This is a genomic window from Bacteroides stercoris ATCC 43183 (genome assembly GCF_025147325.1).
GTDB classification, from domain to species: domain Bacteria; phylum Bacteroidota; class Bacteroidia; order Bacteroidales; family Bacteroidaceae; genus Bacteroides; species Bacteroides stercoris.
In genome coordinates, this window is sequence record NZ_CP102262.1 from 2,418,571 (window position 1) to 2,440,671 (window position 22,101).

Here is a 22,101-nt window from a genome sequence, read left to right on the forward strand (position 1 = left end):
CTCCGCTTCTTGTTTTCATAAAAATAAACCTTTAAAGGATAAATTAATGAATAGAATAACTTCTTTGTTTGGAATAAAATATCCCGTCATCCAAGGTGGTATGGTGTGGTGCAGTGGCTGGCGGTTGGCGTCGGCAGTAAGTAATGCCGGTGGCTTAGGCTTGTTGGGAGCAGGTTCCATGCACCCCGAAACATTACGTGAGCATATACGGAAGTGCCGTGCGGCTACGCATCATTCGTTTGGAGTGAACATTCCTTTAATGTATCCCCAGATAGAGGAAATCATGCAGATAGTGGTAGATGAGGGGGTGCGTATCGTGTTTACTTCTGCCGGAAACCCCAAGACATGGACCGGTTGGCTGAAGCAGCATGGCATTACAGTGGTGCATGTTGTTTCGTCATCGAGTTTTGCCATGAAAGCCGAGGCTGCCGGTGTAGATGCCATTGTGGCCGAAGGATTTGAAGCCGGTGGGCATAACGGGCGCGAAGAGACAACTACGCTTTGCCTGATACCTGCTGTACGTGCAGTTACCTCACTGCCTTTGATTGCTGCCGGCGGCATTGCTACCGGTGAGGCGATTCTTGCCATGCGTGCTTTGGGGGCTGAGGGTGTTCAGGTGGGTACGCGGTTTGCTTTGACCGAAGAAAGCTCAGCCAGCGAAGTGTTTAAAGAATATTGCCTGCATCTGAAAGAGGGGGATACCCGTTTATTATTGAAGAAACTATCTCCGGTACGTCTGGCCCGCGGTAATTTTCAGCAGGCAGTAGCGGCGGCTGAGGCTGTCGGGGCTACGGAGGAGGATTTACGTATCCTTTTGTCTAAAGGACGTGCCAAACGCGGTATTTTTGAAGGAGACCTTGAAGAGGGCGAACTTGAAATAGGTCAGGCTTCCGCCTTGCTCAATGAGAAAGGAATACAGACGGTAGCAGAAGTGATGGACGAACTGGTAACAGGTTATCAGCGGGCATGCGAAACGCTTGCCGCCAATGTTTGCGAGCGTTGGGACGTTTGACAGTTGATATAAACGATTTTGCCTATAGTGAAAAATCCTTTTGATGTACATTGTACCGGATTTCCACTATAGGCAAAATTATATGACAGCAAGCCTGCCTTTATCCTTTAGGGGGAATGTTCGGAGCTTTACCGCTGTTGTTGCTGTTGTTTGCTGACGGAGCATTGCCCGTGGGAGACGCAACGCTTTCGTTTGCAGTGGCCGAAGCGGTTGTTCCGGCAGTTGCCGTAGCCGTGGCGGTTTTGTCTGCAACTTGTGCAGCCGGTTGTTCTTCCCAATGGAACGGTTCGAAAGTGCTGTTAGGGTCAACCCAGCTCGGCTTCTTGGAAGCGTAGATGATGAACGGAGCAATCACCACGATAAGTGCGCCGATGATAAGTCCGGAGAACCATACGGTATTGCTGCCGGTAGAAATCTGGCTGGGCGGGATGAAGCTCAGTACGAATGCAAGCAGTGAGCCGCAGAAGCCGAGACCGCCTACAAGCCACATCAGGCCGTTACCGCCTTTACCGATACGGAACGGACGGTTCAGTTTCTTCATCTTATAACGCAATACGATGGCTCCGGAGAACATCAGCATATACATGATGAGGTAAAGGACCACCGTCAACTGTGAAAGAATCTGGTAGAAACTCTGTACCGAAGGCATCACCACGAACAGAAGGCTTAATACGGTTACAGCGCCACCTTGTACGAACAGAATGTTCTTTTGTACACCCAGCTTGTTTGTTTTCTGGAAGAACGGAGGCATATAACCTGCCTTGCCCACGGCAAAGATACCTTTGGACGGACCGGCAACCCATGTCAGCACACCTGCCAGCACGCCGAACGCCAGTGCAACGGCTATAACCGGCGACAGCCAGGAAGCATGGATGTAACGGAAGTAATTGTCGAAACCTACCAGCAGACTTTGTGTAAGGCTGATGTCCTTGGCCGGAATAATGACACCCAGAGCGAATGTGCCCAACACGAAGATAAGCACCGTAATCAGTGCGCCGATAAACACAGCCTTCGGATAGTTTTTGGACGGATTGTTTACATCCTTCACGTGGATACCGCCCATCTCCATACCTGCATAAAAGAGGAAGATACTTGCGGCAAGCACCACATTGTCAAAGTTCGTCAGGTCGGGGAAAAAGCTGCTGTGGAAGTCCATATTGGAATGTCCGCCTGTGGCAAGGTAGATAATGCCGAGGACAATCAGTAATCCGGCAGGGATGATTGTACCTACCAGACCGCCGACTTTGGCTACCTTTCCTACCCAGCTCATACCTTTCAGGGAGATGAAAGTTGCCAGCCAGTAGATAACGAGCACCACGGCCAGCGTGTAGTACTTGTTGTTTGCCAGCGACATGTCGTGTACGTCGTTCATGCCGATGAAAGCGATGGACACAGCACCGAACGTCAGTACCGTAGGATACCAGATTGTACTTTCAATCCACTGCACCCAGATAGCGAGGAAGCCGAGTTTCTTTCCGTAGGCTTCACCCACCCAGCGGAACACACCGCCTTGTTTGTCTTGAAACATTGCAGCCAGTTCCGCAGCCACGAGTGACGTAGGGATAAGAAAGACAATGGCTGCAAATAAATAATAGAAGGCCGAACTCATTCCGTACACGGCCTCGGCGGGCAGTCCACGCAGGGATACTACAGCCGTCACATTCATGATTGCCAGGGTAAACACTCCCAGCTTCACTGTTTGTTTAATATTTGCCATAAGTTAAGGTTTTTGGTGAAAAATATATTCGAAATCAGCGTTTATAACAACCCTTGGGAATAGTTGTTCCCGGCGGGTAGAGGAAAATCCCGGCTTTAACAATTAAGGAGCGCTCTTTGCCGGTTCCTGTTCTATCTTTTTGTAATAGTCTTGCTTTTCCTTGTTGCGCCGCTCTACCAGGCTCGTTACGTATACTGTGAAAATGGGGAACATCATCATGCCCAGCGCTGCCAGCAGCACGGACAGTACCCGCCCTGTGACGGTGACCGCTATTATATTGGAGCCTACCGTAGTCACATCCATGAACGCCCACCACAAGGCGTCGCCATACCCCTTTACCAGAGGGTTGCTCCCATGCTCCATGACGTAGAATGCAAGGCTTGAGAAATAGACGGTAGCCAGCAGCATTGTCAGGTAAGATACGAACAAGCCCGATGCGCGGTTGTACGTCAGCCATCCCACCACGATGGCCATGGCATAGCCGCCCCGTACCAATGGGATGAAACGCAGCATATAGGTGACTTCGGGTGAGAAAGTCCAGCCCATATAGGCAATGATATTCTGATAAGGAATAGCTACCAGCAGAAAGATGAAATGAGTGGCTACATAACGCATCTTGTCTGTTGCCAGGAACCATTCTAGTACAAAGTCCGCCAGGAACAATGCGCAAATCCATAGCTGTACTTCCATGTACACCGATTGCTCGTAGAAGGGGATGCCTTTGAACGTATCAATGGAGATGCTGATAACCAGGAACAGCGAAAGCAGCAGGATGATGACATGCAATATGCCGTATATCCCTTTCTTTCGCAAAACGAATTCCGATAGAGCCATTTTCATAATGAAGATCTGTTTGGTTACGGAATTGCCGTTGGCAACCCGTAATTCATCATTAAAGAGGTTGCCCCTCAGCGTCCGTAACGCTTTCGGAGCAACCTTGGAAAAAAGAGTACGAGAGATTATTCTGTAATTGTCACATTGTCGCCGTTGAATACGCCCAGGCCGAGCTTGTTCATGATGAACTTGACGGCCAGTTGCGCCTTGACGGAGTTACCGGCTTCGTCCAACGGTGGAGCGAAAGCGGAAACGCCCATCACACCGGGCAATACGGCCATTACGCCACCGCCTACGCCGCTCTTGGCAGGTATGCCGGCAGTGTACATCCAGTCGCCCGAATGCTCGTAGAAGCCCACGGTAGAAATCATTGAAGTGATTTTCGGTGCGAGCCCCGCATCGAATACGCTTTGTCTGGTAACGGGATTGACGCCGTTGTTGGCAATCGTTCCGGCTGCAATGCCCAATTGTTCGGCTGTGATGCCCAGCGAGCATTGGCGGGTATAAAGGTCGAGCGCCACATCCGGATCGTCGTAGATACGGTTGTAATTCTTCAATAACCAGGCAATGGAGCGGTTGTTGAAGTTCGTAGCCGTTTCCGATTTGTACAGTTCGTCGATGAGTTGCGGAGCGGAGCCGCACAGTTCTGTGATATTCTGTACAATGGCATCCCACTTCTTGTCCGGATTGCCCACCGGCTGTACCATGGAGCAAGCGGAGATAGCGCCTGCATTTACCAACGGTGTAGAGGGATGGTCGTTCTCCAGCAAAATGGCAATGATAGAGTTGAACGGCAGTCCTGTTGCATCGGCGCCAATCATATCCAGCACTTTCTGTGCACCGTATTGGCGCAGGATAAGTATGGCGGTATGTACTTTTGAAACGGATTCTATGCCGAAGCGGTAGTCCGTATCTCCGATATTGATGGTCTGTCCGTTCATCAGGCAGATGCTGAGGCCGAACAGCTTGGAGTCTATGTTGGCAAGGTACGGAATATAATCCGCATTCTTGCCGCCGGTTTGTTCTTTCACCTCATTGTAGGCTTCCAGGGCAACTTCTTTGATTTGAGAGATTGATATTTTCTTTTCCATAATCTATATATAGAGAGAGTTTATATGGAATAAGGAATAGGAGACTGGAGTTTCAATCTCCTAAAGCCTTATCCGATACATGGTTTAATGTATGAAAGCAATAAAGCGGTAAGCTGATTCTTGCTTTATTATTTTTTGTGGTGTCTTCCGCCGTGATTGAAGATTTTGCTTTCTACCGGCAGATTCTTATCCTGTGCCATGCGGGTGGGAGTGGGGTAATCCAGTTTCTCCAGTTCGACAATGGCGTTTTTGATGTCGCCCAGCAGCATATCTGCCATGTCGCGGCTGAATCCCTGGCGGACAACGACACGCATTACTACGTAATCTTCCAGTTTGGAAGGCAGTGTATAGGCGGGAACCATCCAGCCTTGTTGCGAGAGTTTATCCTGCAAGTCATACAGAGTCCATTTGGCGGTCTTTGCATACTCCGGTTTCAAGTACCAGATGAACAACGGGTTCACTACTTCATCGGAATAATTCACGAACGGAGCCATTTTTCCGATTTCGTCGTGGATATACTTGGCGATTGTGAGCGAATTGTACTGTACTTCTTTGTAACCCTGGAATCCTAAGCGGATAAACTGGTAATACTGTCCTAAAATCTGTGCGGCAGGACGGGAGAAGTTCAAACCGACTTGCGTGATATTGGCGCCGAGATAATTTACGCTGAATGACATCTCTTCGGGCAGATACTCTTTACCTTTCCAGCAAACCCAGCCCAGACCCGGATAGACCAAGCCGAACTTGTGACCGCTGACACTGATAGAAAGCACCCATTTCAAACGGAAGTCCCACTTTTTCTCCGGATACAGGAACGGGAGGATGAAACCGCCGCTGGCAGCGTCTACGTGGATGGGAATGTCGTAGCCGGTCTTGGCATTGTATGCGTCGAGCGCTTTGTCGAGAGCTTCAACATCGTCATTCAGTCCTGTCCATGTAACCCCCTGGATAGGTACGATACAGATGGTGTTCTCATCGCACATTTTCAGGGCTTCTTCGGGGTCGAGTGTGGTTTTGTCAAGAGTCAGGGGCACTTCGCGCATTTCAATCTGCCACAGTTGGGCAAACTTTTCCCATACCACCTGAAAACCGGTGGAGATAACGAAGTTCGGCTTATCGAACGGTTTGCCTTGCGCCTGACGTTTCTTGCGCCAGCGCAGCCATGCAGCTACACCGCCCAACATACACGCTTCGGAAGAACCGATGGCGAGCGCGCCTGTTTTCCAGGTATCTTTTTCCGGAGAGTTCCACAAGTTGGCGACGATGTTGATACATTTACCGTTCATTACGGCGATGCGGGGATACTCGGTTTCGTCGATGTAGTTGATGTTGATGGCTTCGTTCATCAGCTTGGTTGCGTATTCGTCCATATAGGTGGTGACGAATGTAGCCAGGTTCAGACGGGGCTGTGTTTGGGCGAAGGTCTCATCCTTCACCATCTGGTAAGCGATTTCGGGAGTAGTAGGTCCGTCTGGTATTTTTTCTACCGGTGAGGGTTGCAACATACGGTTTGAGCCGAATACATCTGTCTTGGCATCTCCTTTTCTGAAATTCAAATCTTCCATATAACTGTAAGTTTTTAAAGGTTTAGGCGGCGGGGACTTTCCCCGTCGAATTTTCCACAACAACGACCCCCACGAAAGAAAGTTCCGCCGTTTTACATTATTTGGCGTTTATTAAAAGGGCGGGGCGGAAATCCTGGCGCTCTACCGGCTGTTGCTTTTTTAATTATCGCTTATCCTATCCGAACATTCTGTTGCATCGCTTGTTGTCCTTCCACTAACTAATCCGCTTTTGAATTATGAAGATTAATACCGGACAAGGAACCATTCCTCTTATTACGCTTATAGGTATCTGGTCTGTTTCTGCACTGACCTCATTGCCGGGCTTGGCTGTTTCGCCTATTTTGGGAGAACTTTCTACGATTTTTCCCCATGCCACGGAGTTGGATATACAGATGTTGACTTCTTTGCCTTCCTTGCTGATTATCCCTTTTGTACTATTGGCAGGTAAACTGGCGGAGAAACGCGATTTTATCCGTTTGCTGCGGGTGGGGCTTTGGCTGTTTGCAGCGAGCGGTGTACTTTATTTGTTTTCTTCCAGGATGTGGCAGCTAATGGCTGTCAGCGCTTTGCTCGGTATCGGGGCAGGATTGATTATTCCGCTTTCTACGGGATTGATTTCACGGTATTTTACGGGAGAGTATCGCGTCAGGCAGTTTGGCTATAGCTCTGCCATAACCAATATGACGCTGGTGGTGGCTACGGCTGTAACGGGTTATCTGGCAGAGGTGCACTGGCGTTTGCCTTTTGCCGTTTATCTGTTGCCGTTGATTTCTTTAGTTCTTTCGGCTTATTTAAAGAAGGATGCGGCTTCGGTAACAATCAAGCAGGCGGCGGCTATCATTCCTCCCATTCAATCTACGCCTGTAATCTCCGGTAAATATGGCATACACATACGCCATCTTGTTCAGTTAATGTTATTCTACGGGTTGGTTACTTACGTAGTTCTTGCGGTTACTTTTAACTTGCCTTTCTTGATGGAAGCGCATCACTTTTCAAGCGGTAATTCCGGGCTGATGATTTCTCTGTTTTTCCTTGCCATTATGGCTCCCGGATTTATGTTGGATAGTTTGGTGAAGCTTTTGGGGAATAAAACAAAACTTTACAGCCTTTTGGCTATTGCCATCGGATTACTGTTGATATGGATTTCGCCTACGGAATGGCTCATTGTGCCGGGATGTATTTTAGTAGGTTTGGGCTATGGCATCATCCAGCCTCTGATTTACGATAAGACAGTTGATACTGCTATCCCTCAGAAGACAACGCTTGCCCTTGCCTTTGTAATGGTGATGAATTACCTTGCCATACTGCTTTCTCCCTTCATCACAGACTTTTTCCAATGGATATTCCATACCGGTTCGCAAGAATTTCCGTTTATCTTCAATCTGTGCATAACAATATTGATTATGTATTGGGCGTATGCAAAGAAAGAAGAATTCCTGTTTAGCGATTAGCGATTAGTGATTAGTGATAAGTGATTAGCGATGAGCTATAAGTTATGCTGAATCGTAATTCATCATTACCCCTAATCACTAATCGCTTATCACTAACCCCTAACTCCTAACCACTTATAGTTCTATCTCCTCATACCTCATTCCGAACACATCTGCCACTGCCTTATACGTCACTTTCCCTTCTACCACATTCAGTCCCAATGCCAATGCCGGATCATCTTTACAAGCCTGTTTCCAACCTTTGCAAGCTAATGCCACGGTATAAGGCAGCGTTGCATTTGTCAATGCCATAGTGGAAGTAAACGGTACGGCACCGGGGATATTGGCCACCGCATAGTGCACAATGCCATCCACGACATACGTTGGTTCGCTGTGGGTAGTGGGATGGGACGTTTCAAAACAACCGCCCTGGTCGATGGCGACATCCACAAGTACGGTTCCGGGCTTCATCATTTTCAGCATCTCCCTCGTAATCAGATGCGGTGCTTTATCGCCGGGGATAAGTACCGAACCTATCACCAAATCCACGGTAGGCAGTTCCATTTTAATATTGTGAAGCGAGGAATAGAGTGTTTTTACATTCTTGGGCAATACTTCGCTGAGATAACGCAGACGCGTCAGGTTGACATCCGTAATCATCACTTCCGCACCCATTCCCGCAGCCATTTGTGCGGCATTGGTACCGACTACGCCACCTCCTAAAATAAGCACACGCGCAGGGCGGACACCCGGTACGCCACCCATTAGCTTGCCCTTTCCGCCTTGCGGCTTTTCCAGAAAGCGGGCTCCCACCTGGGTAGCCATACGTCCTGCCACTTCACTCATGGGAGTAAGCAGTGGCAAGGAATGGTCATCCTTCTCTACGGTTTCATAGGCGATACATACGGCACCGCTCTCAATCATGGCTTCGGTCAGTAATTTATCGGCTGCAAAGTGGAAATAGGTAAATACCACTTGTCCCTTTTTAATCAGTTTGTACTCAGGTGCAATAGGTTCCTTCACTTTGACAATCATGTCGGCTATGGCATAAACGTCTTCAATGGCAGGTAGGATTTGCGCACCTACGGCGATGTAATCATCGTCAGAGAACCCGCTGTTTGCGCCGGCCGTTGCCTGCACATACACCGTATGACCTTTCTTCACCAACTCGGCTACTCCGGCAGGGGTCATTCCTACACGGTTCTCGTTGTTTTTGATTTCTTTGGGTACTCCGATAATCATAATGTCATCTGTTAATGGTTAAACATGTTGCAAGATAGTGATTTATCTTTCTCATTGTCATTTTGCACAGCGTGTTTTACAACAGAAAACGCCTGCTTTTTTCTCGTGTGTGACGGCAGGATTATTCTTTTTTGGTTAGGCGGAGAGAACTATTCTTTTTATATTTGCATGCATTAAAAAATAGGATATGAACTGTAAGAATATAAAATACCCGATACTTTTCTCTTTTTTGTTTTTTGCAGGCAGCATACAAGGTGGATATGCGCAAGAAGCGTCCGAGGTGGAAACCGGACCGGACATAGAGCAGGCATCTTTCACGCTCCCTTTCGATTTTCCGATTGTCTTTTCCGGTAACTTCGGCGAGATACGCTCCAATCACTTTCACGGTGGGTTGGACTTCAAGACCGGCGGAGCCATAGGCAAGCCTGTACATGCTTTGGCAGACGGGCATATCTCGCGCATCCGTGTGACGCACGGTTCGGGATATGTGCTCGATGTGGACTACGATAACGGTTATTCCACTATCAACCGACACCTCAGCGCATTTGTGGGCGATATAGCCCGAAGGGTGAAAGACTTGCAGTATGAACAGGAAAGCTGGGAAGTGGAGATTACCCCCGAACCGGGGGAATATCCGGTAAAGGCGGGGCAGGTGATAGCCCTTAGCGGCAACACGGGTTACTCTTTCGGCCCTCACCTGCATCTGGATATGATTGAGTCGGCAACAGGAGATTATGTCGACCCGCTGCCTTTTTTTATGGAGAAGGTGAAGGACAATATCGCTCCCCGTGCCGAAGGCATCATTTTATTTCCCCAACCGGGCAAAGGCGTGGTGAACGGAAAGCAGATACACCGGACTTTCCCTGTAAATCCTACCCAGCCTATTACTGCCTGGGGACTGATAGGTGCAGGAATCCGTGCCTATGACCATATGGACGGAGTGGGCAACCGCTACGGCGTGCATACCGTTATTCTCGAAGTGGACGGTGAAGAGGTGTTCCGCAGTGTGGTAGACCGCTTTGCTTACGAAGAAAATCGCTATATCAATTCATGGACGCACGGACAGTACATGAAGTCGTTCATCGAACCCGGCAACCGTCTGCGCATGCTGCATGCTTCCAACGGCAATCGGGGACTGGTGGAAATCAACGAAGAGCGTCCTTACCGATTTGTATATACGCTAAGCGATGCGTTAGGCAACACCTCGAAAGTCCGTTTCACCGTACAAGGAAAGAACACCGAAATTCACCCTGTGGAACATCGCGAGAAGTATGCTTTCAAGTGGGACAGGACTAACTATCTGCAGGAACCCGGCCTGGAATTGGTTGTGCCGCGTGGAATGTTATACGATGACGTTTGGCTGGACTATTCCGTACGTGCCGATAGCGGGGACGTGGCTTTTACTTATCAGTTGCACAATAAGCGTGTCCCTCTGCACGGAGCGTGCGAGATGCGCATCGGCTTGCGGCGCGACCGTCTGGAAGATAAATCGAAATATTACGTAGCCGGCGTTACGGCACGGGGCGGAAAATACAGTATAGGCGGTACTTACGAGGACGGTTTCATGAAAGTCCGTATCCGCGACCTGGGCACTTATACGGTAGCGGTAGATACCGTGCCGCCGGAGATAATTCCGCTCAACCCCGGACAGTGGGGGCGTATGGGGCGCATCACCCTCAAGGCCAAGGATAAAGAAACCGGAATAAACAGTTACCGCGGAACGATAGACGGGAAATACGCTCTGTTCGGCAAGCCCAATTCCATCAGCGGTAATCTGGTCTGCGAACTCGACCCGAAGCATGTAAAGAAAGGTGGCAGGCACACTGTGGAAATGACCGTAACCGACGGCCGTGGCAACCGGACTACCGAAGAGTTTCATTTTGTATGGTAACTTTTCACCTGTGACATTGCATTATCAAACAAACCATATAATAACAGAAGTATGAAAAAATTAACTCTCTCCGTCGCATTAGCGGTGGCAACTGTGGTAAACGCATTTGCCTGTACCAACCTCATTGTGGGTAAGAACGCCTCTGCAGACGGTTCTACAATTGTTTCCTATTCTGCCGACTCCTATGGATTGTTCGGCGAGTTATACCATTATCCCGCAGGCATGCACAAGAAGGGTACATGGATTGATGTGCACGAGTGGGACACCGGCAAGTACCTCGGCCGGATAGAACAGGCGCGCCAGACCTACAACGTCATCGGTAATATGAATGAATTCCAGCTTACTATCGGCGAGACAACCTTCGGCGGCCGTCCCGAACTGGTGGATACTACCGGTATCATCGATTACGGAAGTCTGATTTATCTCGGTCTGCAACGTTCCCGTACCGCCCGCGAAGCCATCAAGGTAATGACGGAACTCGTACAGGAATACGGTTATTACAGCAGCGGCGAGTCTTTCACGATTGCCGATCCCAACGAAATCTGGATTATGGAGATGATAGGCAAGGGTCCCGGTGTGCGTGGCGCTGTGTGGGTGGCTGTCCGCGTGCCCGATGATTGCATCTCCGCGCATGCCAACCAAAGCCGTATCCACCAGTTCGATATGAACGACAAGAACAACTGCATGTATTCTCCCGATGTCATTTCCTTTGCCCGCGAGAAAGGTTATTTCGATGGAGTAAACAAGGACTTCAGCTTCGCTAAGGCCTATGCGCCGCTCGATTTTGGCGCTCGCCGTTATTGTGAAGCCCGCGTATGGAGCTATTTCAATATGTTTACCGCCCGAGGCAACGAGTTCTTACCTTATATATTAGGCGATACCGATACACCGATGCCGCTTTTCGTGAAGCCCGACCGTAAAATCTCCGTACAGGATGTAAAGAATGCCATGCGCGACCATTACGAAGGTACTCCTCTCGACATCAGCAAAGATTTCGGCGCCGGACCGTATCACACCCCTTACCGCCTTTCACCCCTTTCCTTCAAGGTAGGCGACAAGGAATATTTCAACGAACGCCCCATTTCCACCCAGCAGAGCGGTTTCGTGTTCGTGGCGCAGATGCGCTCCACCTTGCCCGATGCCATAGGCGGCGTACTGTGGTTCGGTACGGACGATGCCAACATGACCGTGTTCACTCCCGTATACTGCTGTACGGATAAGGTTCCTGTATGCTATTCGCGTGCAGACGGTGCGGACTACATCACATTCTCCTGGAACTCTTCTTTCTGGATTTTCAACTGGGTTGCCAACATGGTATATCCCCGTTACGACCTTATGATCGGCGATGTGCGTGCCACGCAGGCCGAACTCGAAAACACTTTCAACGATGCGCAGGAAGGTATCGAGTCTGCCGCCGCCAAACTTTTGGAGAAAGACCCTGCCAAAGCGAAAGCATTCCTGACAAACTATACCAATATGACGGCGCAGAGTACTTTCGACACCTGGAAACGTTTGGGCGAGTTCATCATCGTGAAATACAACGACGGAGTTGTCCGCAAGATGAAAGACGGAAAGTTTGAGCGCAATGCCATAGGCCAGCCTGCCGGCGTGGAACGTCCGGGTTATCCGAAGGAATTTCTGGAAGAATATGTAAAACAAACGGGCGACCGCTATAAAATGCCCAATTGATTAGGATATTCAAACTTATTCTTTTACATTTGTGACAGAACAGAAAATGAAGTATTAACCTTTAATATAAAAAAAGTCTTATGGAAAATCAAGAGTTGATTAAACAGGTGACTGAGAAAGCCGAAAAGTGGCTTACCCCGGCATACGATGCCGAAACTCAGGCTGAAGTGAAACGAATGTTGGAAAATCCAGATAAAACCGAACTGATAGAGTGCTTTTATAAAGACCTGGAATTCGGAACGGGCGGTTTGCGCGGCATCATGGGTGCAGGCAGCAACCGCATGAATATCTATACGGTAGGTGCGGCTACCCAGGGATTGGCAAACTATCTGAACAAATGCTTCAAGGACAAAGGGCAAATCTCCGTTGTGGTGGGTCACGACTGCCGTAACAACAGCCGCAAGTTCGCCGAAATCTCTGCCGATATTTTCTCGGCAAACGGTATCAAGGTTTATCTCTTCGAGGATTTGCGTCCTACTCCGGAAGTTTCCTTCGCTATCCGCCACCTCGGTTGCCAAAGCGGTATCAATCTGACTGCAAGCCACAACCCGAAAGAATACAACGGCTACAAGGCTTATTGGGATGACGGTGCACAGGTACTTGCTCCGCACGACACAGCCATTATCGATGAAGTAAACAAGGTAACCGTTGAGGATATCAAGTTCAAAGGCAACAAAGATTTGATTCAGATTATCGGTGAAGATGTAGACAAGGTATATCTGGACAAGGTTCATACCCTTTCTATCGATCCGGAAGTAATCAAGCGTCAGAAAGACCTCAGCATCGTTTATACTCCGCTTCACGGCGCGGGCAGAACGCTCATTCCCGCTTCTCTGAAAGAATGGGGCTTTGAGAATGTACACTGCGTGCCCGAACAGATGGTGAAGAGCGGTGACTTCCCGACAGTGGTTTCTCCGAATCCCGAAAACGCGGAAGCGCTTTCCATGGCAATTGAACTTGCCAAGAAGATAGACGCCGACATCGTGATGGCAAGCGACCCGGATGCCGACCGCGTAGGTATGGCTTGCAAGGACGACAAGGGCGAATGGGTGCTGATTAACGGTAACCAGACCTGCCTGCTCTTCCTGTACTATATTATCAAGAACCGTATCGCAACCGGCAAGATGCAGCCTACGGACTTTATCGTAAAGACCATTGTGACTACCGAACTTATCAAGGCCGTTGCCGATAAGAACAAGATTGAGATGCTCGACTGCTATACAGGTTTCAAATGGATTGCACGTGAAATCCGTCTGCGCGAAGGCAAGCAGCAATACATCGGCGGCGGTGAAGAAAGCTACGGCTTCCTTGCCGAAGACTTCGTTCGCGATAAAGATGCCGTTTCCGCTTGTTCATTGTTGGCGGAAATCTGTGCATGGGCCAAAGACCAGGGCAAGACGCTGTATGACATCCTGATGGACATCTACGTAGAGTACGGTTTCTCCAAAGAAACTACCGTCAACGTAGTGAAGCCGGGTAAGAGTGGCGCCGATGAAATCAAGGCTATGATGGATAACTTCCGCGCCAACCCGCCGAAAGAAATCGGTGGCTCTGCCGTTTCTTTGACTAAGGACTACAAGACGCTGAAGGCTACCGATGCCAAAGGCACTGTAACCGCTTTGGATATGCCCGAAACATCCAACGTGCTTCAGTACTTTACGGAAGACGGTACGAAGATTTCCGTTCGTCCCTCGGGTACGGAACCTAAGATTAAGTTCTATATCGAGGTGAAAGGCGAAATGGGATGTCCTAAGTGTTATGCCAGCGCAAATGCCGAGGCTGAAAAGAAAGTGGAGGCAGTGCGCAAATCACTCGGTATCTAAGACTGTTTGATTTTCATATATGGAAAGGTGCAAGTGGCAGGAAGCTGCTTGCACCTTTTTTCATACCTAAAAAGATATTCCCATATTTGTTTCCCACACCCATTCCCAACGTCTGTGGATTATATTGAATTGGTGTCTGATACTTGTTTTTACCTGCATTCGTCTATTGATGTCATAAGAGAACCCGCTTCCGAAATACAGTGGGTTTACTGTTCCCGGCAGTATGGCGGATTTGCTGCTGCTGCGGCTATAGCCTGCATAAAGATGATAGCCGAGTTTTTGAGTTATGTCAAACTTGAAATCTGTCTTTTGCTGTAAAAGCATTCCTGCTCTTTTGTCATATTCCTTAGCGGCTGAGATACCGAATCGTTGAGCGTTCAAGATATATTTATCCTGTAATGGAGTCTTGTAATATATGTGTGCATTGTTCAGCCGGAATCGGGGTATCGGGTATGTCTGTCGGAGATTTTTCGGCTGGGGCAAAAGTTCCTCAATAGGTAAAATGGGAATATTGTGTATGTACGCAGGTGTGGAAAATAATAAGTCAATTTCTTGCTTGATAGTAGGATTAATGGATATATCCGTTTCTTCGTCCAGTATCTTTTTCAGTTTGATGGAGTCTTGTTTCGTCCATATAGTTTGTCCTTGCATAGGAAAGGAGAAACCGGCAGATAATACTGCCAACACTATATATCCTTTTTTAATCATTTCTGTTCGTTGCTGGTGCTTGGTTGTGAGTTAGACGCAACATATTACAGAATGCTGCAAGAAACGGCTGTAAAAAAGGTTAAGAGAGCGTCTGTACAAAAACTTGCTTGCTGCTTGTTCTTTAGGCACGGAATTCCGTGCCTAAGAGGAGTCATCATGTATCTTTTGAAGTGCCTCAATTAAGTTTCTTTTATATTCTTTATACCGGTTGGCAAATCAATTCCCATTAAATGCTGTTCTTATATGCAACAGCAGCCTACAGTTAACAGATAGTACTACAGATTGCGGTTGCACGCCGATTGGTTGATGTGAATGAGAGTCGTTTCATTCGTAGTTGTTCGTTTGCGAGTGCGTGTTTTCCGCAATCTGTTTTTTTTGTCTTTTCCTTTAATTATTAATCCGTCCTTTCAATTATTCTCCAGCCACCAGTCAATCAGTTTTCTTGCAATGCTTAGTTTCCGGGGTATTTCCGGCAGGTTGTCTTTGGAATAGAATGCGCCGGAACTGAGTTCATCGGCTTGCAGTTTGATTTCCCCGCTTTCATAGTCGGCTATGAATCCTACCATTAATCCGCTGGGATAAGGCCAGGGCTGGCTGCCGAAATAAGTGATGTTTTTCACCCTTAGCCCCGTTTCTTCCATAACTTCCCGCTCTACGCATTGTTCCAACGTTTCGCCCGTTTCGAGGAAGCCGGCTACCAACCCGTGGAACGTGCCGCGGAAGTTGCGTGCATGTACCAGCAATATTTCTTTGCCCTTCCGTATCAGCACGATGATAGCCGTAGAAACGGGAGGATACATCTCATTGCCGCACTCCGGGCATTTCTTCATGATAGGAGTCTGCTGTTCCATAGGAGTGCCGCATACGGGACAGAAACGGCTGTGGCTGTCCCAATAGAGTATCTGGAATGCTTTTCCCGCTGCCTGGTAATCTGCCAATGGCAGGTAGTCGTAAGAAGCGCGCAAGCCTGTCATTACCCATTCTTCGGTTTCGGGTACGGGCTGTCCGAGTGCGCAAGCCTTTACTTTCTTTCCGCCGGTCAGAGTTACCTCGTGTATTTTGCATCCCGCTGCGGGTGTTACAGGAGGGGTTACTCCATAAGGTATACCGTATTTGTTCTCTCCGTTTGTTGTGTACTCTTTCTTCAGCAGCAGCTGGTCTTTGAAAAAGACGAACCACTGCATGGATTGTTCCATTTCCGTAGTTTCCATTCTTCTGTTAATGCTGAATATTATTTATATAAACTGTGGAGCGGCTTATGCCCCGACGCCGCAGGATACCTTGCCGGATGAATTTGTTCAGTTCATCGATGGCTGCATGCCTTGTCAGCCCGGTCAGGTGAATATATTCGTTTTTGGTGATGCAAACATTCTCCTGCAGGAACAGCATCAGCCTTTCTTTCCTTGTTTCTTCTGTCGTTTCCGTTTTCTTCGATTTCTTAGTCGGAGAATGTGTCCTTTCCAGTTTCATTCTCTGTCTGATTTTCTTGCGGAATGTGTTGCTGATACGCAAATGCACGTTTTGAAAACGGACAGATTCGGACCTGATTTTCTTTTTCTCATCATCGGTATCCTGAGTGCACTTCAATGAAGTGCTGAAAAATCCCAACTCTCCGAGTTCTACAATGTTGCCGCTGGCAAGCAGGTCGCACAGTTCGTCGATGCAAGCGTCCAGTGCCGCCCCTATAATGTTTTTGGGCAGATGCTGAAACATAGCAACGTGTTCTACAAACTCTTTTTGGGTATAAGTTTCTTTAGGACATATACGGGCATGGAGAGATTTTTTTTCCTCGCTTCCGTTAGGAGAGGGAGTTTCGTAAAGGTCATAGTATGCACTCATGAATAAATTGTTTTGCCACTGCAATGAATAATTTCCATCCCTGCAATGAGTTGTTTTTTTTCTTACTAAGAAGTAATCGTCCGATAGCAGTTTCTCTTTCGTCCGACAGGTGTGTAATTTTCGTCCGACATCTGTCGGACGAAAATTACACACCTGTCGGACGGAAAGTCCTTACTATGCAAAGATATAGTTTTTAATGATAGGATAACAGTTATTGGGAGAGTATTATTTTATTCTTAACACTCTGATTCCTGTAAACTTCTTATTCCTTTTCAGCATCTGTGCCAATGGCTCTTGGGAGACGACTACCATTTTCTGCGTAGAGGAGGCATGGAGCAGTTTCAATACTCCCTTTTCATAGCAGGCAAGTCCCAGATGGACAACATCCAGCCCGGGAATGTTGGTGGTAATGGCTATGATATCGCCATCCTTTATCCACCCGAGTCCTTCATCGGGCAGTTTGTTTTTGGGGATATAATGGAACAGTTGTCCGGAGAGCGACTTTTCTATTTCTTCAATCTTGCTGATGTTTTCGGGAGAAGACTCCAGGTGTTTGTATGCTTTGGAATGCGCAGACATGAAGTTGAGGGACAGCCTTACCGTATCGGGGCTGTTGGCAGCGGTTATGTCTTCCATGAAACCATGTCTGACGCCGTTGTTCACCCAATCGGCAATGTAGTGCAGGCGGGAAGTGTAACCGTCGATTTTGCCGTCGCGATAGCGGATGCTTTGCAGGGTGCGTGCGTAGTCGGCATTGTCTATCGTGCCATTCTTGACGGGAGAAAGTGCCAGGGCGAGCACATACTCCACAAAAGTGGTGCAATCCACTTCGTCGAAGTTGACTACAAGTTTTTCTTCTTCATTTACTTCCAGCGTATGTGCCACGTAGGGAGTCTTGAGGAAATTCAAACCGTATTTCAGCATGGCATTGTCCGTTTCCTGTGCGGAAACGGACGATGCTATTGCCAAAGTACAGAAAACGCAAGGCAAGGTACGGAATATACAGTAGAACCTGTTAAATAAAATCTGGGATATGCCGGATAACGTTTTCATAGCTGGACAGCTTTAATATCTATATATCAAACTCTTGAAATCCGTTCCCTTGTCGAACGGTACAATCGCGAAACCGTAGCTGATGGCATTCTGCCTGCCGGGACGTATCAGATAAGGTTCGTGCGCCAAAGCTCCCCAACTGTCGTCACCGCCTACGCCCATCATGCGGTAGTCTATGAAGAGGTCTACGGAGGGTTCCGGTTGCGGGTCGGTGAGATGGCGGTGATTGGTCTTTTCGGTGCGGGGAGAGCCGTTCTCGATAGACTCACCGCTATCCAGGCTTTCCAGCGGATAGTTGGATACGTTCATTTCGAAAGTGCGGTCGGCAACAAACAGCAGACCTTCTTTTGCTTTACTGGTGAGGGTGCACCAATAGATGTCCGTGCGGTGGTTGTTTTCTTGCGGACGGACATAAGGCTCGTACATATCTTGGATACCCGATGTGTATTCGCCGATGAACTGTGAGGTGCGGCGGTCGCGGTAATTTTCTTCCGGACCACGGCCGTAGTAGGTCAGCGAGGTGATGCGGGCGGGTAGCTGCATACGCAGTCCCACACGCGGTATCATCGGTGTTTGGGCATTCTCTGCAACGAAATGGTTGTCTACCTTGATAACGCCGTTGCCGTATACCTTATACGTTATATCCCAGCGGGCATCGGTCTGCGGGAAGCGGTAGGTCACTTTTACCGCCGTAGTATCTTTGTCGCGCACTACGTTGAAGCTTTCGGCTTTCGGCTCCTGATAGCTGGCCTCTTTCCATGCTTTCAAACGTACGGGAAGTTTGGCTCCGTAGTCATTGTCGGTAGGGGCGCGCCAGAAGAAGGGGCGGGGACCTTGCCCGTTATGGATGTACTCTTGCTTCTTGTATCGGTAAGATACCAGCAGGCCGCTTTGCTTGTCGAAGGTTGCCTTGAAGTGCGGACCGGAGAAAACAACTTGCCGGTCGTCTTCTTCCGAACCGGCGAATGCCTGTTTCGGGGCATCTTCCTTATGGAAAGTATGCGCATAGGTCTGTTCACGGGCAATGACCGTACCCGCCGGAAGGAACGGTTCGGGAGTACGGATAGCGGCATAGAACTCTATGCGTACGTCTCCGGTCGAGCTGTTGGTGGCGGGAATGCCGTTGAGGAACGGACTGGTGACGGTTTGTCCCGGTTCGGCCTTGATGTCTTTGATTCGGCCTTTGTAAATCTCTTTGCCATGATGGCGGACGATGTAATGGAAGTCGTATTTGTCGAGATTGGTGAAGGAGAAATCATTGCGTATCTTTACGACAGAGGCTGCCGGGTCGAAGTCGAAGAACTTGATGTTCTGATACACCTTTCCCATTTCCTCGGTCTGCGGCTTGACGCTACGGTCGGGATATACTATGCCGTTGATACAGAAGTCGCCGTCGGACGGGGTGCCGTACTCGCCGTAGTCGCCGCCGTATGCCCAGTATTTACGGCCGTCAGCGGTCTTGGCGGCAAGTCCCTGGTCTACCCAGTCCCAAATACAGCCGCCTTGCAGGATGGGGTATTTCTCGATGATGTTCCAGTAATCCTGGAAATTGCCGAGGCTGTTGCCCATGGCATGGGCATATTCGCAGAGGATGAGCGGGCGGGTCATTTCGGGGTTCTGTGCGTATTTCTCGATATGGGCGGGACTGTGGTACATGGGGCAGAAGATGTCCGTGTTCCATTCCAGCAGGGCGCGTTCGTATTGCACGGGACGGCTGTCCAATGCTTTCAGCGTATTGTAGGTGACGTAGAAGTTCAGGCCGTTTCCCGCTTCGTTGCCAAGCGACCAGGTGATGATGCAGGGATGGTTCTTGTCGCGCTCGTACATGTTCATGGTGCGGTCTATATGCGCTTTTGTAAACAGCGGGTTATTACCCAGCGTGCCGCCTACGTTCAGATTGTAGCCCATTCCGTGGCTCTCGATATTGGCTTCGTCTATGACGTAGAAGCCATATTGGTCGCACAGCTCATAGAAACGTTCCTGCTGCGGGTAATGGCAGGTACGGATCGTGTTTATGTTGTACCGCTTCCAAAGTTCGAAATCTTTCAGCATAAGCTCTTCGGGAACGTAATGGCCGGTGTATTCATTATGCTCGTGATAGTTGACGCCTTTTACGAGGATAGGTCTGCCGTTTACCATCAGTTGCTTGTCTTTTATCTCTACGGTGCGGAACCCTACTTTGCAACCGGTGGCCTCGATAACGTCACCGTTGGTATGTTTCAGACTGATGACAAGCGTGTAGAGGTTAGGCGTCTCGGCTGTCCACTGCAACGGTTCTTTGATTGTCTTTGGGGTGAACTCCACTTCCGTCTGACCGTAACTTACACGGGTTGAGGATTGGGCAATCAGCTTGTCTTTGCTGTCCAGCAAACGATAGCTTACGAGGAACGGAGTCTCTTTGCCGGTTTCGTTGGCAAACTTCACTTTCAGCTTCAGGATTCCGTTGCGGTAATCTCCGTCCAGGGGAGTCTCCGCCTTGAAGTCCGTCAGGTGTATTTGCGGCTGGGCATACATGTAGATGTCCCGTTCGATGCCACTGATGCGCCAGAAGTCCTGGCACTCCAGATAATTGCCGTCGGAGAAGCGGTGTACCTGTATGGCAATCACGTTCTCGCCTCTGCGGGCAAGGGAAGTGACGTTGAAGCGTGCGGGAGTCTTGGAGTCTTTGCTCATGCCTGCAAACTTGCCGTTGAGGTAGTAGAATGCCGCTCCGCGCACTCCGTCGGCGCTCAGGAAGACTTCTTTGTTGTCCCAGTCGGCAGGCAGGGTGAAGGTACGGCGGTAGGTTCCCGTAGGATTCCACTCTTTGGGAACGTAGGGCGGGTTGGGCTTGTCCCAATAGGGGGCATAGCCGGGAGAGCAGAACTCGTACGGCTGGTTGACGTAGATAGGCGTGCCGAAACCTTGCAGCTCCCAATTGCCGGGAACGTTGATGTCCGGCCATTTGCTTACGTCCGTACGGGCATCCATAAAGTCGGTAGGACGGTCGGCGAAGTTCTCCACATAGTTGAATTTCCACTTGCCGTTGAGGGAGATGCGGAATGTTCCGCTCTTGCGGTCGTTGACAACGGCATCCGCCTCGTTCGTGTAAGAGGTGAAGGTGCTGCGGGGCGGCTCTTTGTTGATACTTGTGAGCTTGGGATTGGTAATTTGCGCATACCGGTCTTCCTGCGCCGCAAGGGCGACAGGAAGAAAGGCTGCGGCAAGCAATAGTCCGTGTATTTTCATGGTAAGTAAGTTTTAAGGATTGAACAGGTTAATGATGATTGGCGTAAACGGCTGTTACGGAAGCGTTACTTATCCGGGAAGGTCAGTCCTTCTCTCAGCCATTTTTCCAGCTCGCCGGTCCATTGGCGCTTGTAGGTGAAGCTGTCGCGGAAGCCCCATCCGTGACCGCCGGTGGGATAGACGTGCAGTGTGGCAGGCACTTTCTGTTCGCGCAGGGCGAGGAAGTAACCGATGCCGTTGATAGGCAGTACGGTTGCGTCATCTGCCGACAGCATGATGAAGGCCTGCGGCGTTTTGGGAGATACCTGCCTTTCGAGCGAGTATTTCTGTTCCAGTTCGGCCGAAGGAGTCTCTCCGATAAGGTTTTGGCGGGAACCGCTGTGGGTCACGCCTTTCAGCATGGAGATGACGGGATAGAACAGTATCTGGAAGTCGGGACGGGTAGCGTCGCTGCCGTATAACGTGGCAAGGGAAGCTGCCAGATGTCCGCCTGCGGATGCTCCCATGATACCGATACGGTTGGGGTTGACACCCCATTCCCCGGCATGTTTGCGTACCAGGTGGATGGCTTGCTCGGCATCCGACAGGGGAACCTCGTTGTGCCCGTTCGGCATGCGGTACTTCAGTACCGCATACGTGATGCCTTGCGTCGTGAACCAGGTCGCCATGTCGTGCCCTTCGTGGTTCATGGCAAGACGGGCGTATCCGCCGCCGGGGCACATAATGACGGCCATACCGTTGGGCTTTGCCGGACGGTAAACGGTTATGGAAGGATGGGTCACGTTGGCAACGCGGCCGCCTTTCAAATCTTCCTGTTCACCGGTCAGCCCGTTTGTATTGGGAGCTCCGTCGGGCCACAACGGCAGTTCGACGGGACTCTGTGCGGACAACATCGTTGCGGCAAACAGAAGGGATAGAAATAGATTCTTTCTCATGGTGAATATTGTTTTGTATTATCTGAATTTGTTTCAGTGTCCCC

Annotated in this window: 16 protein-coding genes; 5 read left to right on the forward strand and 11 right to left on the reverse strand. The window is 49.4% G+C overall.

Features of this window, described 5'->3' with window-relative positions:
• Positions 1-46: 46 nt before the first annotated feature.
• Entirely contained in the window at positions 47-1,012 is a 966-nt protein-coding gene (locus tag NQ565_RS09925) for an NAD(P)H-dependent flavin oxidoreductase (RefSeq protein ID WP_005653342.1), read from the forward strand.
• A 100-nt stretch (positions 1,013-1,112) separates the two neighbouring features.
• On the opposite strand, the gene gadC is transcribed toward NQ565_RS09925, so the two are convergent.
• From gadC to NQ565_RS09945, 4 genes are all read right to left on the reverse strand, one after another.
• Entirely contained in the window at positions 1,113-2,729 is a 1,617-nt protein-coding gene (gene gadC, locus NQ565_RS09930) for a putative glutamine/gamma-aminobutyrate antiporter GadC (RefSeq protein WP_005653339.1), read from the reverse strand.
• Between the two features lie 102 nt (positions 2,730-2,831).
• Complete coding sequence (locus tag NQ565_RS09935; RefSeq protein ID WP_005653338.1) at positions 2,832-3,569, reverse strand: potassium channel family protein; 738 nt, start codon at positions 3,567-3,569, stop codon at positions 2,832-2,834.
• Between the two features lie 119 nt (positions 3,570-3,688).
• The gene (glsA, locus tag NQ565_RS09940; protein WP_005653336.1) at positions 3,689-4,654 is read right to left on the reverse strand and encodes a glutaminase A; all 966 of its coding nucleotides are present in this window, start codon (positions 4,652-4,654) and stop codon (positions 3,689-3,691) included.
• A 128-nt stretch (positions 4,655-4,782) separates the two neighbouring features.
• Entirely contained in the window at positions 4,783-6,219 is a 1,437-nt protein-coding gene (locus NQ565_RS09945; protein ID WP_005653335.1) for a glutamate decarboxylase, read from the reverse strand.
• A 236-nt stretch (positions 6,220-6,455) separates the two neighbouring features.
• Between NQ565_RS09945 and NQ565_RS09950 the strand changes: the two genes are divergently transcribed.
• Positions 6,456-7,670, forward strand: a complete 1,215-nt coding sequence (locus tag NQ565_RS09950) for an MFS transporter (protein ID WP_005653334.1) — start codon at positions 6,456-6,458, stop codon at positions 7,668-7,670.
• A gap of 114 nt (positions 7,671-7,784) precedes the next feature.
• Here the strand turns inward: NQ565_RS09950 and ald are convergent, their stop codons facing one another.
• Positions 7,785-8,891: an alanine dehydrogenase gene (gene ald / locus NQ565_RS09955; RefSeq protein WP_005653333.1), complete on the reverse strand. Its 1,107-nt coding sequence runs from the start codon at positions 8,889-8,891 to the stop codon at positions 7,785-7,787.
• Positions 8,892-9,078: 187 nt separating this feature from the next.
• Between ald and NQ565_RS09960 the strand changes: the two genes are divergently transcribed.
• The 3 genes from NQ565_RS09960 to NQ565_RS09970 all read left to right on the forward strand — a co-directional run bounded on the left by NQ565_RS09960 (position 9,079) and on the right by NQ565_RS09970 (position 14,294).
• A complete protein-coding gene (locus NQ565_RS09960) occupies positions 9,079-10,782 on the forward strand; it encodes a M23 family metallopeptidase (RefSeq protein WP_005653332.1) in 1,704 nt (567 codons plus the stop codon).
• A gap of 51 nt (positions 10,783-10,833) precedes the next feature.
• Positions 10,834-12,471 carry a C69 family dipeptidase gene (locus NQ565_RS09965; protein WP_005653331.1) on the forward strand — a complete coding sequence of 546 codons (1,638 nt, stop codon included), beginning with the start codon at positions 10,834-10,836 and terminating at the stop codon, positions 12,469-12,471.
• 80 nt (positions 12,472-12,551) lie between these two features.
• Entirely contained in the window at positions 12,552-14,294 is a 1,743-nt protein-coding gene (locus NQ565_RS09970) for a phospho-sugar mutase (RefSeq protein WP_005653330.1), read from the forward strand.
• A gap of 66 nt (positions 14,295-14,360) precedes the next feature.
• On the opposite strand, the gene NQ565_RS09975 is transcribed toward NQ565_RS09970, so the two are convergent.
• The 6 genes from NQ565_RS09975 to NQ565_RS10000 all read right to left on the reverse strand — a co-directional run bounded on the left by NQ565_RS09975 (position 14,361) and on the right by NQ565_RS10000 (position 22,057).
• Positions 14,361-14,981: a DUF4858 domain-containing protein gene (locus tag NQ565_RS09975; RefSeq protein WP_016662100.1), complete on the reverse strand. Its 621-nt coding sequence runs from the start codon at positions 14,979-14,981 to the stop codon at positions 14,361-14,363.
• Between the two features lie 428 nt (positions 14,982-15,409).
• The gene (gene nudC, locus NQ565_RS09980) at positions 15,410-16,213 is read right to left on the reverse strand and encodes an NAD(+) diphosphatase (protein ID WP_005653326.1); all 804 of its coding nucleotides are present in this window, start codon (positions 16,211-16,213) and stop codon (positions 15,410-15,412) included.
• Between the two features lie 7 nt (positions 16,214-16,220).
• Positions 16,221-16,841: an HU family DNA-binding protein gene (locus NQ565_RS09985; RefSeq protein WP_005653325.1), complete on the reverse strand. Its 621-nt coding sequence runs from the start codon at positions 16,839-16,841 to the stop codon at positions 16,221-16,223.
• 225 nt (positions 16,842-17,066) lie between these two features.
• Positions 17,067-17,894 (reverse strand): N-acetylmuramoyl-L-alanine amidase-like domain-containing protein, encoded by an 828-nt coding sequence (locus NQ565_RS09990; protein ID WP_050759553.1) that lies wholly within the window; start codon positions 17,892-17,894, stop codon positions 17,067-17,069.
• Between the two features lie 12 nt (positions 17,895-17,906).
• Positions 17,907-21,122 (reverse strand): beta-galactosidase, LacZ type, encoded by a 3,216-nt coding sequence (gene lacZ / locus NQ565_RS09995; RefSeq protein WP_005653323.1) that lies wholly within the window; start codon positions 21,120-21,122, stop codon positions 17,907-17,909.
• A 65-nt stretch (positions 21,123-21,187) separates the two neighbouring features.
• Entirely contained in the window at positions 21,188-22,057 is an 870-nt protein-coding gene (locus NQ565_RS10000) for an alpha/beta hydrolase (RefSeq protein WP_005653322.1), read from the reverse strand.
• Positions 22,058-22,101: the final 44 nt, after the last annotated feature.

Coding starts and splice junctions, on each gene's coding strand:
- NQ565_RS09925 (WP_005653342.1), top strand. CDS start 47: ATGAATAGAATAACTTCTTTGTTTGGAATAAAATATCCCGTCATCCAA.
- gadC (WP_005653339.1), bottom strand. CDS start 2,729: ATGGCAAATATTAAACAAACAGTGAAGCTGGGAGTGTTTACCCTGGCA.
- NQ565_RS09935 (WP_005653338.1), bottom strand. CDS start 3,569: ATGAAAATGGCTCTATCGGAATTCGTTTTGCGAAAGAAAGGGATATAC.
- glsA (WP_005653336.1), bottom strand. CDS start 4,654: ATGGAAAAGAAAATATCAATCTCTCAAATCAAAGAAGTTGCCCTGGAA.
- NQ565_RS09945 (WP_005653335.1), bottom strand. CDS start 6,219: ATGGAAGATTTGAATTTCAGAAAAGGAGATGCCAAGACAGATGTATTC.
- NQ565_RS09950 (WP_005653334.1), top strand. CDS start 6,456: ATGAAGATTAATACCGGACAAGGAACCATTCCTCTTATTACGCTTATA.
- ald (WP_005653333.1), bottom strand. CDS start 8,891: ATGATTATCGGAGTACCCAAAGAAATCAAAAACAACGAGAACCGTGTA.
- NQ565_RS09960 (WP_005653332.1), top strand. CDS start 9,079: ATGAACTGTAAGAATATAAAATACCCGATACTTTTCTCTTTTTTGTTT.
- NQ565_RS09965 (WP_005653331.1), top strand. CDS start 10,834: ATGAAAAAATTAACTCTCTCCGTCGCATTAGCGGTGGCAACTGTGGTA.
- NQ565_RS09970 (WP_005653330.1), top strand. CDS start 12,552: ATGGAAAATCAAGAGTTGATTAAACAGGTGACTGAGAAAGCCGAAAAG.
- nudC (WP_005653326.1), bottom strand. CDS start 16,213: ATGGAAACTACGGAAATGGAACAATCCATGCAGTGGTTCGTCTTTTTC.
- NQ565_RS09985 (WP_005653325.1), bottom strand. CDS start 16,841: ATGAGTGCATACTATGACCTTTACGAAACTCCCTCTCCTAACGGAAGC.
- NQ565_RS09990 (WP_050759553.1), bottom strand. CDS start 17,894: ATGAAAACGTTATCCGGCATATCCCAGATTTTATTTAACAGGTTCTAC.
- lacZ (WP_005653323.1), bottom strand. CDS start 21,122: ATGAAAATACACGGACTATTGCTTGCCGCAGCCTTTCTTCCTGTCGCC.
- NQ565_RS10000 (WP_005653322.1), bottom strand. CDS start 22,057: ATGAGAAAGAATCTATTTCTATCCCTTCTGTTTGCCGCAACGATGTTG.